We start from the raw sequence: 14,481 nt of genomic DNA on the forward strand, positions 1-14,481 counted from the left end.
CGTGGGCGCGTTCGCGCACGCTGAGCACGCCCCTGTGGTTCTAGGTCCCGGGCCCGCTTCGCGACCCGGGGTGAAAGGGTCAGGGCATCGCGAGCCCCGCCCCCGTCACCCGCACGCGGCTCCTGCCGCCGCCGGCCTTCTCCACGCGGATCTGCACCGGGATGCGCTGGTGCATGGCTTCGACGTGGCTGATCACGCCGACCTTGCGCCCCTGCGCCTGGAGCGTCTCGAGCGCGTCGATGGCGACGTCGAGGGTCGCGGCGTCGAGCGTGCCGAAGCCCTCGTCGATGAACAGCGTGTCGACGAAGGAGCCGCGGCCCTCGAGCGAGCACAGCGCCAGCGCGAGCGCCAGCGAGGTGAGGAAGCGCTCCCCGCCCGACAGCGAGCGGGTCGAGCGGCGCGCGTCGCCGAGCTCCCGGTCGAGGATCTGCAGCCCGAGATCGCCGGCCCCGCCGCCCTCGCCGCCGGCGCGCTCCAGCCGGTAGCGCGGGGCGAGCGCCGCGAGATGGCGGTTGGCCAGCGCGACGAGGTGGTCGAGCGTCACGGACTGCGCGAAGCGCCGGAACTTCGAGCCGTCGGCGGAGCCGATCGCGTCGGATACCTCGTGCCACAGCTTCTCGACGATGGCGGCCGCCGCGATCTCCCCTTCGAGCTGTCCCGCCTGCGTGCGGGCCCGGTCGTCCTGCTCCAGCGCGACGCGCGCGGCGACGAGCGCCTCGTCGGTCGCGGTGAGGGCGTCGTGGAGCGCACGGCGCCGGCCGGCGAGCGTCTCGACGTCCTCCTCCGGCGTGCCCGCCGCGAGCGCGTCCGCCAGCGCCGCCTCGCAGAAGCCGAGCTGCGAGGCCGCCTCGCGCACCGCCTCGTCGGCGGCGGCGAGGCGGGCGCGCAGGGCCTCGCGCGCCTCGGGCGCGATGGCGAGGAGGGCGAGGGCGTCCTCCCGGGCGAGGCCGGACGCGGCGAGGGCGGCGGCGAAGCCGGCCTCGGCCCGTGCGTGTCCCAGCACCGCCTCCTCGACCGCCGCCTGCGCTCCCGTCATCCGCGTATGCGCCACGGCGAGCGCCTGCGCGGCCGCGTCACGGTCGGTGCGCGCAGCCTCGAACGCCTCGCGCGCCTTCGTCGCCAGTTCGACGTGTCGGGCCTTGTGGGCGCGGGTCTCCTCCCCGCCGAGAAGGCCGGCGCGGGCCTCGCGCAGCGTCGCGAGACCGTTCGCGATCGCGGCGACGGCGGTCTCGGCGGCGGTGAGGGCCGCCGTCGCCGCCAGCGCCGTGGCTTCGGCGGCGGAGCGCGCCTCGCGGTCGGCGGCGATCTGCGCGTCGAGCGCGGCCAGACGCGACCGCTGGGCGAGGTATCCGTCCCTGCGCCCCGCGAGCAGCCGGCGCGCGCCCTCGGGGTCGCGGTCGAGATCGGCGGGCAGGAGGCCGGCAGCCTCGTAGACGCGGGTCCACTCGCGGTCGATCGAAACGAGGCGCCCCTCGCGGTCGGGGATGCTCGTATCGGCGGCGAGCCTGCCCTCGCGCGCCGTTCGTTCCTCCGCCTCGAGCGCCGCGCGCGCGGCCCGCCGCGCCTCGATCTCCCGCGCCGCCGCGTCGCGTCGCCGGCGCTCGGCGTCGATGTCGGCGCGCAGCGCATCCGCCCTGCGCACGATGCCCGCGGCCTCCTCCCGCATCGTCCCGATCGCCCGGGCGAGCGCAGCGAGTCTCGGGACGGCGTCGGGCCAATCCTCGGGTGGGGCGTGTTCCGCGACGACGGGATCGTCCTGCCAAGAGGCCCGCGCCTCGGCGTAGGCCCGCGCCGCCGCAGCGAGCCGCTCTTCCTGCGATGCGATCGCGTGCTCCGCCGCGGCGCCGTCCCGCTCCGCGGCCGCCTGCGCAGCCGTCGCGTCCACCAGGGCCTCGCGGGCGGCCTCCTGCTCGGCGACGAGCGTCGCGCGGCGGGCGCGAATCTCCGCGACGACGGCGTCCGGCGGCCCCTCCGCGCGCGGATGCTCCCGCGCGCCGCAGACGGGGCAGGGCTCGCCGGGAACGAGGGTCGCGCGCAGGTGCGCAGCGTTGGCGGATGCACTCGCCTCTGCGCGGTCCGCGAGGCGGGAGACCTCGTCGGCGCGGGCCGAGGCGGCCGAAAGCGCCGTCTCGGCGTCGCGCGCACGGTCGCGCGCCGCCGAACCCGCCTGCGCGGCCGCCGTACGGCGCGCCTGCGCCTCGCCCAGGGCGTCCGACGCGTCGCGCGCCCTCTCGGCCGCCGGGGAGAGCCGCGCGCAGGTGCGATCCGCCGCGTCGAGCGCCGCGAGCCGCGCCACTGCGGAGGCTGCGTCGAGCGCATCGAGCGCCGCGGTCTTCTCGGCGAGCCGTCCGTCGCAGCCGTCGCGGGCCGCGGCATCCTCCGCGTCCGCCGCGTCGAGCGCGCTCCGGCGCCCCGCGAGCTGCTCGAGCACGGCGAATGCGGCCGCCTGCTTCGCCCGCAACGCGGTAATCTCGTCGCGCAGGAGCGTGCGCTCGGCGAGGCTCGCGGCGAGGTCCTCGAAGCCGTCCGCCAGGCGCGCCAGGCCGGCGTCCGCCGCGAGCGCCGCTTCGGTCTCGGCACGGTCGGATTGTGCCGCCGCGATTCGCGCGGCGAGGTCCTCGACGGCACGCCCCGCTTCGGCCGCGGAGCGGTGCGCGCCGTCTCGCTCGGCCGTCTTCGTGCGAGCCTCGTCGGCGGCGTCGGCGAGGCGCCGATCGAGGGCTGCGGCCTCCTCCCAGACCGGCGCGAGCCGCTCGCAGGCGGCCTCGGCCTCGGCGCGGGCGGCCTGCGCCTCCTCGGCGCGGATGCGCGCCGCGACGAGGGCGGCGGCGGCGCTCTCGTGCCCGCCGACCGTCTCGGCCGCGGCCTCGCACAGGGTCGACAGGCGTTGCGCCGCCTCGCGCTCACGCTCGAACGTCCCCCGCAGCGGCTCCGCCCGCTCCAGCGCCGCCTGACGCGCCCGCTCCGGCGTCAGCGCCTCGGCCGCCTCCCGACGCTCCGCCAGCGCCGCGGCCGCCGCGTCGCGCTTGGCCGTCGCCGTCGCGATCGTCTCGTGCCGGCGCAGCCCGGCCTCCACCGCCTCGCGCGCGGCGGTCTCCTCGGCCTTGCGCAGCACGAGCGCCGCGATCTCCGCCTCGTGCGCGGCGCGGTCCTCGGGCGCGAGGAGGCCGATGCCCGCGCGGCGGGCCTCGAGCGCCTCGAGGGCGGTCTTGGTCTCGCGCCAGTGCTCGAAGGCGCGCCTGGAGAGCGTCGCGTAGATCTCCGTGCCGGTGATCTTCTCGAGCAGTTCCGCACGCTCCCGCGCGTCGGCGCGCAGGAAGGCGTCGAAATCGCCCTGGGCGAGGAGCACCGTGCGGCGGAACTGGTCGCAGGTGAGGTCGGTGAGCCGCTCCACCTCCTGGCGCACCGGCACGACGCCGGACGCGACCGCGTCGAGCCCGCCTTCGGGGACGAGCTTCCAGAGCGCGCGCCCGCGTTTCTGCAGAGCGCCCGTCGCCTTGCCGCGGGCGCGGTTCAGCTCGCAGCGCACGCGGTAGACGGCACCGTCGCGGGCGGCGAAATCGACCTCGGCGAAGCCGCGCCCGGCGCCGCGGCGCAGGATCGTGCGCGGGTCGGTGGCCGAAAGCGGCGGGTTCTCGCCGTCGGGGATCTGCTCGTTGGCGCCCTCCGCCTTCACCCGCGGGAACTCGTCGTAGAGCGCGAGACACAAGGCGTCGAGCAGCGTCGACTTGCCCGCCCCGGTCTCGCCGGTGATGGCGAAGAGGCCCGCGGCGGCGAGCGGGGCGGCCCCGAAGTCGATCTCGAAGGGCTCGGCCAGGGAGGCGAGGTTCTCGCCGCGGATCGCGAGGATTCGCATGTCAGGCCTCCTCCTCGTCCATGCCGAGCAGGGCGGCGAAGGCGTCCTCGTGGGCGGGCGTCGGCGCCGCGCCGTGGCGTGCGGCGTAGGCCTCGCGGAAGACCTCCGCGGGTGCGCGCTCGGCGAGGCGCACCGCGAGCGCCTCGGCCTGCGCCACGTCGCCCTCGGCGGCCGGGCGCTCCAGCGCGAGCCCCGCGAGGCGCACGGGGAAGCGCTCGGCGAGGTCCCCGATCTCGGCGTGCAGCCCGACGGCGGGACCCTCCACGGCGACGCTCAGCCAGACGAAGGGGCGCGCGCTCGCCGCCGGGTCGTCCGCGAGCCCGAGGCCCGCGAGCGCGGCCTCGACCGCGCCCGCGGGGATCGCGCCGCGCGCGGGGACGCGCAGGCAGGGGACGGGGCGGGGGAGGGGGACGTGGCGCGACGCGACGTCCGCACCCGCGATCTCGACGATGGTGACGCCGTGATCGTAGCCGCTCTCGGTCTTCGAGAGCGGGAAGAGCGAGCCCGCGTAGCGGATCGTCTCGCGCCCGACCGCCTGGGGGCGGTGCAGGTGGCCGAGCGCGACGTAGGCGGCCGCCTCCGGGAAGACGTCGGGCGGCACCGCGTGCTCGCCGCCCACCAGGATGCGCCGCTCGGCGCCCTCCGATTCGAGGCCGCCCGAGACGTGCAGGTGCCCGGTGACGACGAGCGGGCTCTCGCCGATCGCGGCCTTCGCGCGCGCGATCAGGTCGCCGTAGAGCGCTCGCACGCCCGCGACGACGGGAGAGCCGGCGACCGCGCCGTCGAGCGGTGGCAGGTCCGCCACGCGCGGGAAGGGGACGGCGAGCACGTGGGCGCCGATCGCACCGTGCGCGTCGCGCACCGGCACGAGGTGGCGGGCGAGGTCGGGTCCCTCCGGGCGCCGCGTGATCGTGCCGACCACCGTCACCTCGGCGAGCCGGTAGAGCCCGCCCGGCGCCTCGAGCCGCCCGGCGGGATCGTGGTTGCCGGCGACGACGACGATCGCCGCGTGCGGTCGCACGGCGCGCAGGCGCGCCAGCGTGTCGAAGAAGAGCGTTTGCGCCTCGGCCGACGGGTTGAGCGCGTCGAACACGTCGCCCGCGACGACGATCGCGTCGACGGCCTCGTGCGCGGCGATCGCGACGAGCGCGTCGAGCGCCGCGCGGTGCTCCGCCTCGCGGGAATAGCCGGCGAGCGTGTGCCCGAGATGCCAATCGGCGGTGTGCAGGATCCTGACCATCCGTCCTCCGGGCGCCATCTCCACCGGTTCGGGCGTGATTCGCCAGGGCCGGCGGGACGATCGTTCGCTGGACGCACGCGATAAACGGGAAAAGGCCGCGGCCGTTTGGGATCGATTCCCCATCCTCGCCCGACGCCCGCCACGATCTGCGCCGAAATCGTCGCCAGCCTCCGGCACGCAGCGCGACGGTTTCGGCGTGCGAGATCGAACGATCCGCCTCCTCGGCCGTTGTGCAGCGCGAAACGGAAGCGTATCATGCAAGTGCGTCGACCGAGAGCGAGCGGACCCGCGCGCGGCACCCCCCTGCCGCGCGCCCGCGAACGGCCCGGGCGGACGTCTTCATGACAGTCGGAGAACTCCTCGTGTCGGTCTCTCGCCGCTCGGTGCTGGCGCTCGCCGCCGCGCTCGCGCTCGCCCCGCGTCCGGGCTCGCCCGGTCGCGCGCTCGCCGCAGCCCTCGCCGAGGGCGCGGAGCATTGGGGTGCGCCCGAGCCCTTTCGTCCCTCTCTGGTGCGCGAGCGCGCCCAGGCCCTCGCCGCCGCCCCCTGGGTGCCGCCGCCCCAGGACCTGCCGGAGACGCTCGCCGGTCTCGACTACGACCAATATCGCGACATCCGCTTCCGTCCGGAGAGCGCGATCTGGGCCGGCGGCGAGAGCCCGTTCCAGCTCCAGCTCTTCCACCTCGGCTTCGGCTACCGCGAGCCGGTGGCGATCCGCATCGTCGACGGCGGCACGAGCCGCAAGCTGATCTTCGACCCGGCGATGTTCTCCTACGGCCCGCTGGTCGAGGACCCGCCCGCCGACATCGAGGATCTGGGCTTCTCGGGCTTCCGCATCCACGCGCCGGTCAACCGGGACGACTATTTCGACGAGTTCGCCGTCTTCCAGGGCGCGAGCTACTTCCGCGCGGTCGCGAGGGGCCAGGCCTACGGGCTCTCGGCACGCGGGCTCGCCGTCGGCACCGCCGATCCGGCGGGCGAGGAGTTCCCGACCTTCCGCGAGTTCTGGGTCGAGACGCCCGCGCCGGACGCGGACACGATCGTCGTCCACGCCCTCCTCGACAGCCCGAGCACCACGGGCGCATACCGCTTCAGCCTCCGGCCGGGCGCCTCCACCCTGATCGAGGTGGAGGCGGTGCTCTACCCGCGCGTCGAGATCGCGACGGTCGGCGTCGCACCGCTCACCTCGATGTTCTACTTCTCCGGTCACGACCGGATCGGGATCGACGATTTCCGCGGGGCGGTGCACGATTCGGACGGGCTCCTGATGTGGAACGGCCAGGGCGAATGGCTCTGGCGGCCGATCCTCAACCCGCGCACGCTCCAGATCGCCACCTTCCTCGATAGCAAGCCGCACGGATTCGGCTTGATGCAGCGCGAGCGCGATCTCGCCGTCTACCAGGACCTCGAGGCCGACTACCACCGTCGCCCGAGCCTCTGGGTCGAGCCGATCGGCGACTGGGGGGAGGGCGCCGTCGTCCTCGTCGAGATCCCCACGGACGCCGAGGTGCACGACAACACCGTCGCCTTCTGGCGCCCGCGCATGCCGCTCGCCGCGGGCGTGCCCTTCCAGCTCGCCTACCGGCTCCACTGGCGCGGCGAGCCGCCGGTCCAGCACGGGCTCGCCAAGGTCCGCCGCACGCTCTCGGGCCTGTCCGAGGTCGGCCGGCCGCAGGCGGAGCGCGACAAGCGGATCTTCGTCGTCGACTTCGTCGGCGATGCATTGATGGAGGAGGGCGCCGCGCCGCTCACGGCGCAGGTGACCGCGTCCGCCGGCGTGCTCTCGACGCCGGTGGTCAAGACCGACCCGGACATCGGCGGCGTGCGCGTGGCGATCGAGCTCGATCCGCAGGGCGCGCCCGTGTCCGAGCTGCGCTGCGCGCTCGTGCGCGACGGCACGGTCGTCTCCGAGACCTGGCTCTACAGGTGGCTGCCCGCATGACCGCTCATCCCCTGACCTCCCTCGATCCGGCGCTGCCGCCGGAGGCACCGCTCGCGATGCCGGTCCAGGACCTCGGCGCGCGCCCCGTCCCGCAGGGCGCGCCGGCGCCCCGGCGCGGCACGCGGGTCGCGCGTGCGTTCGCGATCGTGACGGCCGTCGTGATCGCCGCCGGTCTCACCCGCGAGATGCACGCGGTGCTCTCGGTGGCGTCCCTGACGTCGGTCGAGATCGTCATGCTCGTCCTGTTCGCGACGACGATCGGATGGATCGCCTTCGCCTTCGCGCTGGCCGTGCTCGGCACCGCGGTGCTGTTGCGCCGACGGTTCTCGCCGCCGCACTTCCTCGCGCCGCGCGCCCGGCCGCGAACGCGCACCGCCATCCTGCTGCCGACCTACAACGAGGACCCGGCGCGGGTCTTCGCCACCGCGGTCGCCACCGCCGAGGCGCTGGCGGACGCCGACGTGCACGAGGCCTACGACCTCTTCGTGCTCAGCGACACGACCGACCCCGACGTCTGGCTCGCGGAGGAGGCGGCTTTCCTCGCCATCCGCACCGCCCGCCGCCCGCGGGCGCGGATCTACTACCGCCGCCGCCCGAAGAACGTCGAGCGCAAGGCCGGCAACATCGCCGAATGGGTGCGGCGCTTCGGCGACGCCTACCCGGCCTTCGTCGTGTTCGACGCCGACAGCGTCATGACCCCTCGCACCCTCGTGCGCATGACACTGGCGCTCGAGCGCCGCCCGGAACTCGGCCTGCTCCAGACCGTGCCGTTGCTGGTGGGGCGCTGGAGCCTGTTCGCGCGCCTCCAGCAGTTCGCCGCGCGGGTCTACGGGCCGGTGATGGCGACGGGGCTCGCGGTGTTCTCCGGGGACGCCGGAAACTACTGGGGCCACAACGCCATCATCCGCACGAAGGCCTTCGCGCAGAGCGCGGGCCTGCCGCACCTGCCGGGGCGCGCGCCCTTCGGCGGGCCGGTCATGAGCCACGACTTCGTCGAGGCGGCGCTGATGCGCCGCGCGGGCTGGGCGGTCGAGATCGACCCGGCGCTCTCCGGCTCGTGGGAGGAGAGCCCGCCCTCGCTCGTCGATCTCGCCGAGCGGGATCGGCGCTGGTGCCAGGGAAACCTCCAGCACGCGGGCGTGCTGTTCGCGCGGGGGCTTCATCCGGTGAGCCGGATGCACTTCGCGATCGGCATCCTGTCCTACCTCTCCGCGCCGCTGTGGCTCGCCTTCCTGCTGTCGGGCCTGCTGCTCGCGCTCCAGGCCCAGTTCGTGCGGCCGGACTACTTCGCGGCCGACTTCGCGCTCTTCCCGACCTGGCCGGTGATCGACTTCGAGCGCGCCCTCGGGCTGTTCGGGGCGACGATGGCGGTGCTGCTGCTGCCCAAGCTCTTCGGGCTGCTCGTCGCGATGACGTCGGGCCCGGTGCGCCGCGGGCTGGGCGGGCCGCTGCGCGCGACCGCCGGCGTCCTGCTGGAGACGCTCGTCTCCGCGCTGCTCGCGCCGGTGATGATGGCGCTGCAGTCGGCCGCGGTGTTCCAGATCCTCGCGGGCCGCGACGCCGGCTGGAAGGCGCAGCGGCGCGAAGACGGCTCGGTGCCGTGGTCGGAGATCGCCCGGCGCCACCGCTGGCACACGGCGCTCGGCCTCGGGCTGGGCGTCGCGGCGCTCGCGGTCTCGCCGGCGGTGTTCCTGTGGACGAGCCCGGCGGTGATCGGCCTCGTGCTCGCGATCCCGCTCTCCGGGCTGACCGCGCGGCCCGTCCCGCGGATCGCGGACGCGGGCCTGCTGCGCACCCCCGAGGAGCGCGCCGCCCCGCCGATGCTGGTGCGCGCCCGCGCCCTGCGCGGCGAGATCGCCGCGGCGCTGGGGGCCGAGCGGCCGGCGGCGACCCGCCTGCTCGACACGCCCTCGCTGACCGCGCTCCACGTCGCGATGCTGCCGCCGCCCCCCGCGGGCCGCATCGGGGTCGACCCGGCCTTCGTCGTCGCGCTCGCCCGGCTCGACGCCGCCGAGAGTGTGGAGGAGGGGCTCGCCGAGATGGACCGCGCCGAGACCGTGGCGCTGCTCTCGCGCCGCGAGGGGATCGAGCGGCTGCTCGACCGGATCCGGCCCCCGTCGCCCGCGCAGGCGCAGGCGGCGTGATGGGCGGGCGCTCCCCCCGCTTGTGATCCGCCTGCGGCTGCCGCATAACCCGCGGGTCGTCTCACAGCGTCCCTCGGAGGCCCGCCCGTGCCCGTCATCGCCTCGCAGATCGACCTCTCGTCCCACGACGCGCGGGAGAACCGCGCCGCCTGGGCCGCGCTCGCGGCGGATCTGCGGGCGCGCCGGGAGGAGGTCGCCGCGGGCGGGCCGGCGAAGGCGCGCGAGCGGCATCTCGCCCGCGGCAAGCTGCTGCCGCGGGAGCGGGTGATGCGCCTCCTCGATCCCGGCGCGCCGTTCCTGGAGATCGGCGCCCTCGCGGCATGGGGGATGTACGAGGACGCGATCCATTCCGCCGGCGTCATCGCCGGCATCGGCCGGGTCTCGGGCCGCGAATGCATGATCGTGTGCAACGATTCGACCATCAAGGGCGGCACCTACTACCCGATGACGGTGAAGAAGCACCTGCGCGCCCAGGAGATCGCCCGCGAGAACCGGCTGCCCTGCATCTACCTCGTCGATTCCGGCGGTGCGAACCTGCCCCACCAGACCGAGGTCTTCCCCGATCGCGAACATTTCGGGCGGATCTTCTACAACCAGGCGCAGATGTCGGGCATGGGCATCCCGCAGATCGCCTGCGTCATGGGCTCGTGCACGGCGGGCGGCGCCTACGTGCCGGCGATGTCGGACGAGACCGTGATCGTGCGCCGCCAGGGCACGATCTTCCTCGGCGGCCCGCCGCTGGTGAAGGCGGCGACGGGCGAGGTCGTCTCGGCGGAGGACCTCGGCGGGGCGGACGTGCACGCGCGCCTCTCGGGGGTCGCGGACCACTATGCCACGGACGACGCGCACGCCCTCGCCATCGTCCGGCGGATCGTCGCGAACCTCAACGGCGTCAAGCGCGTCGACCTCGCGCTCGCGGAGCCGGTCGAGCCCGCATACGACGAGGACGAGTTCGAGGCGGTGGTCCCGACCGACCTCAAGAAGCAGTACGACATCCGCGAGGTGATCGCGCGCCTCGTCGACGGCTCGGAATTCGACGAGTTCAAGCGCCTCTACGGCACGACGCTGATCACAGGCTTCGCGCGCCTCCACGGCATGCCTTTGGGGATCATCGGCAACAACGGCATCCTGTTCTCGCAGAGCGCGCAGAAGGGGGCGCATTTCGTCGAACTCTGCTGCCAGCGCGGCATCCCGCTCCTCTTCCTCCAGAACATCACCGGCTTCATGGTCGGGCGCGAGTACGAAGCCGGCGGCATCGCCAAGGACGGTGCGAAGCTCGTCACGGCGGTGGCCTGCGCCCAGGTGCCCAAGCTCACGCTGATCGTCGGGGGCTCCTTCGGCGCGGGCAATTACGGCATGTGCGGGCGCGCCTATTCCCCACGCTTCCTGTTCATGTGGCCGAACGCGCGCATCTCCGTGATGGGCGGCGAGCAGGCGGCCTCCGTGCTCGCCACCGTGCGGCGCGACAACATCGAGGCGGAGGGGAAGGCCTGGACGGCGGAGGAGGAGGAGGCCTTCAAGGCCCCGATCCGCGACAGGTACGAGGCCGAGGGTTCGCCCTATCACGCGACGGCGCGGCTGTGGGACGACGGCGTCATCCTGCCCTCCGAGACCCGCCGGGTGCTCGCGCTCGCGCTCTCGGCCACGCTCAACGCGCCGATCCCGCAGACGCGCTTCGGCGTGTTCCGCATGTGAGCGTCGGTCTCGGGAACCTCGGCCGTGGCCGCACGTTTCACGGCCATCGCCCGGGAGATCACGTCATGAAAGCCCCGCTCTTCGCCTGCCTCGTCCTCGCGCTCGCCGTCGGCGCCTGCAGCCCCTACTCCCGCACCGACCGCGCGCTGACCGGCGGTGCGATCGGTGCCGGAACCGGTGCGGTGATCGGCGGAGCCGCCACGCGCAGCGTGGGCGGTGCGCTCGTCGGCGGCGTGATCGGCGGCGCCGCCGGTGCGATCGTCGGCGCGGAGACGACGCCGCGGGCCTGCACGGCCGTCGATGCCCGCGGGCGCCGCATCGCCGTGCAGTGCCCCTGAGGAAATCGCGCTTTACCGATTCTTATCCGCATGATGCGAGCGTGACGTCGAACGTCACGCGACAGGCGCCATGCTCAACCGTTCCAGCCTCAGCAGAATCAGCTACTTCAGCCGCTGCACCCTCGATCGCGACCAGGCGAAACGGGCGGAGCAGCTCGATCGGCTGGTGCGCTCGAGCCGGCGACAGAACGAGTTCGGGCTGATCACCTCGATCCTCGTCCTCGACCGCGGGTGGTTCGGCCACATGCTGGAGGGGGACCGCGACGCGCTCAACACGACCTTCAAGCGGATCGCCTCCGACAACCGGCACAAGGAGGTGCGCATCATCGAGTGGCGCGAGATCCCGCGCCGCGAGCTCCTGCCCTCGCTGGAACTGCTCGAGCGCAACCTCATGACCCAGGACGTGCTGGAGAAGTACGCCCTCGACGAGGCCTTCGCGCGCGGCACGCCCAAGCCGATGCAGGTCCACGAGTGCATGCTCGCGCTCCAGCAGTGCCTGCTGGCCAAGCGCGGCATCGAGGCCCTGACCTGAGGGAGCGATCAGATGTCCGACGATCCGTTTCCCTCCGTCCTGATCATCGACGACAACGCCAAGATCGGCCGGCTCGTGGCCGAGATCTTCCTGCGCCTGGGCTTCGCCGACGTCGACGTCACGCCCTCGGGCGTCGAGGGCATCGAAATGATCCGCAACGGCAGCTACGGCCTCATCGTCTGCGACCTCGACCTGGAGCCGGTGGACGGGCTGCAGGTGCTGCGCACGGTCAAGAGCGACGAGGAGATGTTCAAGATCGCCTTCATCCTCACCGAGACCTCGATCACCTTCGAGCAGGTGACGGCGGCGCACGCGGCGGGCGTCGACGCCTTCCTGCTCAAGCCCTTCGACATCGCGCTCCTCAAGCAGAAGCTCAAGTCCGTCCTGCGCCGCCAGGCCAAGCGCCGGCGCATCGTCAACGACTGGGCGCCCAAGAGCCTCCAGGACGTGCTCTGAGGGGAGCGAGGCGGCCTCGTCAGTCGCCGTCCGAGGAGGACGGGTCCCGGCAGACGTCGACCCAGGTCGCGCCGACGAGATCCGCCATGCGCTCCGGGGCGATGTAGACCGCCGCGTTGGTGGCGCCCGCGGCCGGCACCACGACGTCGAACGCCTTCAACGACACGTCGCAATGGACCGGCAACGCCGTCGCCAGCCCGAACGGGCACACGCCGCCGACCGGGTGGCCCGTGAGCGCGGCGACGGCCTCGGCGTCCGGCATCTTCGCCTTGCCTCCGAAGGTCGCCCTCATCTTCTTGTTGTCGAGACGGGCGTCGCCACGCGCGACGACGAGGACGACGCGCTCGCCGATCGCGAGCGTCAGCGTCTTGGCGATGCGCGCGGGCTCGACGCCGTGCGCGGCGGCCGCCTCGGCGACCGTGGCGCTCGAGGCGTCCGTGACGACGACGTCGATGTCCGGCGCGCGCTCGGCGAAGAAGGCGCGCACGCTGTCGAGGGACATGGCAAGCTCCGTTGGCGGGTGGGCGGCATCGCGTTCGCATACGCCATGCACCGGCGGCGGGTCCAGCACAGCTTCGGAGCGTGAGTTCCCGGGGCGGCCGGCGCCGGTACCGGTTGTCCACACGACTTACGCTCGCATGGCGTCGTGCGCCATGCACCCCGCGCCGTCGCGTTCCGGCGAGTTCCTGCGACCCTCCGCGGCCGCCCGGCGCGCGCCGACGGCGTCCGTGCCGAGCTTTCAGCCTCCCGCCTATCGGGTAGCCGGCTCGATGTCACAGAGCCGTAACGAAGCGTCACGACAAGGCGCTCACGTCGCGTCCCCGGCCCGTCCGGCCGGGGCGACGGCTTCTCACGAAACGGGAGACGTCCATGTCCTTCACCCGCACGATCCTGGCCGGCACCTCGGCCATGGCGCTCATGCTCGCGGCCGGTGCCGCCAATGCTCAGGTCGAGGTCCAGTTCTGGCACGCGATGGGCGGCGAGCTCGGCGAGAAGACCGCGGCGGTCGCCGAGGGCTTCAACGCCTCGCAGTCGGAGTACCGCGTGGTTCCCGTCTACCGCGGCAACTACACCGAGACGATGACGGGCGCGATCGCGGCGTTCCGCGCCCGCGAGCAGCCGCACATCGTGCAGGTCTTCGAGGTCGGCACCGCGACCATGATGGCGGCCCAGGGCGCGATCTACCCGGTCTACCAGCTGATGCAGGATCACGGGCAGAACTTCGATCCGTCGGAGTACCTCCCGTCGGTGGTCGGCTACTACGCGGATCCGGAGGGCAACATGCTCTCGATGCCGTTCAACTCGTCCACGCCGGTGATGTACTACAACAAGGATGTCTTCGAGGCCGCCGGCCTCGATCCGGAGACGGCGCCCCAGACCTGGGACGAGGTCGTCGCGGCCTCGCGCGCCATCATCGAGTCCGGCGCCGCCACCTGCGGCTTCACGACCGGCTGGCAGTCCTGGGTGCAGATCGAGAACTTCTCGGCCTACCACAACGTCCCGCTCGCGACGCTGGACAACGGCTTCAACGGCCTCGGCACGGAGTTCGCCTTCAACAGCGACCTGCACGTCCGTCACATCTCCAACATGAAGGACTGGGCGGACGAGGGCGTGTTCAAGTACGGTGGCCGCCAGTCCGACTCCGCGCCGCTGTTCTACTCGGGCGAGTGCGCGATCTACATGAACTCCTCGGCCGCGCAGGCGGGCGTGAACGCCAACACCGACTTCGAGGTCGGCGTGGCGATGCTGCCCTACTACGACGACGTCCAGGGTGCGCCGCAGAACTCGATCATCGGCGGGGCCACGCTGTGGGTGCTCCAGGGCCACGAGGCCGAGGAGTACGCGGGCGTCGCGGCGTTCTTCGAGTACCTGTCGCAGCCCGAGGTCCAGGCCTCCTGGCACCAGGACACCGGCTACCTGCCGATCACGCAGGCCGCCTTCGAGCTCTCGCAGGAGCAGGGCTTCTACGCGCAGAACCCCGGCACCGACGTGTCGGTGCGGCAGATGACCCTCAACGAGCCGACCGGCAACTCGCGCGGCCTGCGCCTGGGCAACTTCGTCCAGATCCGTGACGTGATCAACGAAGAGCTGGAGCTCGTGTGGTCGGGCCAGAAGACCCCGAAGGAGGCGCTGGACACCGCCGTCGAGCGCGGCAACGCGCTGCTGCGCCAGTTCGAGGCCGACAACAGCTGAGGCGACGCGCCTCTCCACGGGACGCCGCCCTCCACGGGCGGCGTCCTTCTTTGCCGGCGAAGCGCCCGCGCGCCGATCCGGCCCTCC

At 73.5% G+C, this 14,481-nt stretch carries 10 protein-coding genes; 7 read left to right on the top strand and 3 right to left on the bottom strand.

What is annotated here, in order from left to right:
* Positions 1 to 79 precede the first annotated feature (79 nt).
* Positions 80 to 3,856 (bottom strand): AAA family ATPase, encoded by a 3,777-nt coding sequence (locus AB9M23_RS12325; RefSeq protein ID WP_372424844.1) that lies wholly within the window; start codon positions 3,854 to 3,856, stop codon positions 80 to 82.
* Between the two features lies 1 nt (position 3,857).
* Entirely contained in the window at positions 3,858 to 5,096 is a 1,239-nt protein-coding gene (locus AB9M23_RS12330) for an exonuclease SbcCD subunit D (protein WP_372424845.1), read from the bottom strand.
* 341 nt (positions 5,097 to 5,437) lie between these two features.
* Here AB9M23_RS12330 and AB9M23_RS12335 point away from each other — a divergent pair, with 341 nt between their 5' ends.
* From AB9M23_RS12335 to AB9M23_RS12360, 6 genes are all read left to right on the top strand, one after another.
* Positions 5,438 to 7,036, top strand: a complete 1,599-nt coding sequence (locus AB9M23_RS12335; RefSeq protein WP_372424846.1) for an OpgD/OpgG family glucan biosynthesis protein — start codon at positions 5,438 to 5,440, stop codon at positions 7,034 to 7,036.
* Entirely contained in the window at positions 7,033 to 9,180 is a 2,148-nt protein-coding gene (gene mdoH / locus AB9M23_RS12340; protein ID WP_372424847.1) for a glucans biosynthesis glucosyltransferase MdoH, read from the top strand. The genes AB9M23_RS12335 and mdoH overlap by 4 nt, the downstream gene beginning before the upstream one ends.
* Positions 9,181 to 9,267: 87 nt before the next feature.
* Positions 9,268 to 10,875 (top strand): carboxyl transferase domain-containing protein, encoded by a 1,608-nt coding sequence (locus AB9M23_RS12345; RefSeq protein ID WP_372424848.1) that lies wholly within the window; start codon positions 9,268 to 9,270, stop codon positions 10,873 to 10,875.
* Between the two features lie 65 nt (positions 10,876 to 10,940).
* The gene (locus AB9M23_RS12350; RefSeq protein ID WP_372424849.1) at positions 10,941 to 11,213 is read left to right on the top strand and encodes a YMGG-like glycine zipper-containing protein; all 273 of its coding nucleotides are present in this window, start codon (positions 10,941 to 10,943) and stop codon (positions 11,211 to 11,213) included.
* A 70-nt stretch (positions 11,214 to 11,283) separates the two neighbouring features.
* A complete protein-coding gene (locus AB9M23_RS12355; protein WP_372424850.1) occupies positions 11,284 to 11,745 on the top strand; it encodes a BLUF domain-containing protein in 462 nt (153 codons plus the stop codon).
* A 12-nt stretch (positions 11,746 to 11,757) separates the two neighbouring features.
* On the top strand, positions 11,758 to 12,201 hold the full coding sequence (locus AB9M23_RS12360) for a response regulator (protein ID WP_372424851.1): 444 nt from the start codon (positions 11,758 to 11,760) through the stop codon (positions 12,199 to 12,201).
* 19 nt (positions 12,202 to 12,220) lie between these two features.
* Here AB9M23_RS12360 and AB9M23_RS12365 read toward each other — a convergent pair whose 3' ends face one another.
* Positions 12,221 to 12,703, bottom strand: coding sequence for a YbaK/EbsC family protein (locus AB9M23_RS12365; RefSeq protein WP_372424852.1), 483 nt, complete (start codon positions 12,701 to 12,703; stop codon positions 12,221 to 12,223).
* 368 nt (positions 12,704 to 13,071) lie between these two features.
* Here AB9M23_RS12365 and ugpB point away from each other — a divergent pair, with 368 nt between their 5' ends.
* Entirely contained in the window at positions 13,072 to 14,394 is a 1,323-nt protein-coding gene (gene ugpB, locus AB9M23_RS12370) for a sn-glycerol-3-phosphate ABC transporter substrate-binding protein UgpB (RefSeq protein WP_372424853.1), read from the top strand.
* Positions 14,395 to 14,481: the final 87 nt, after the last annotated feature.

This window comes from Salinarimonas chemoclinalis (assembly GCF_041514305.1).
GTDB classification, from domain to species: domain Bacteria; phylum Pseudomonadota; class Alphaproteobacteria; order Rhizobiales; family Beijerinckiaceae; genus Salinarimonas; species Salinarimonas chemoclinalis.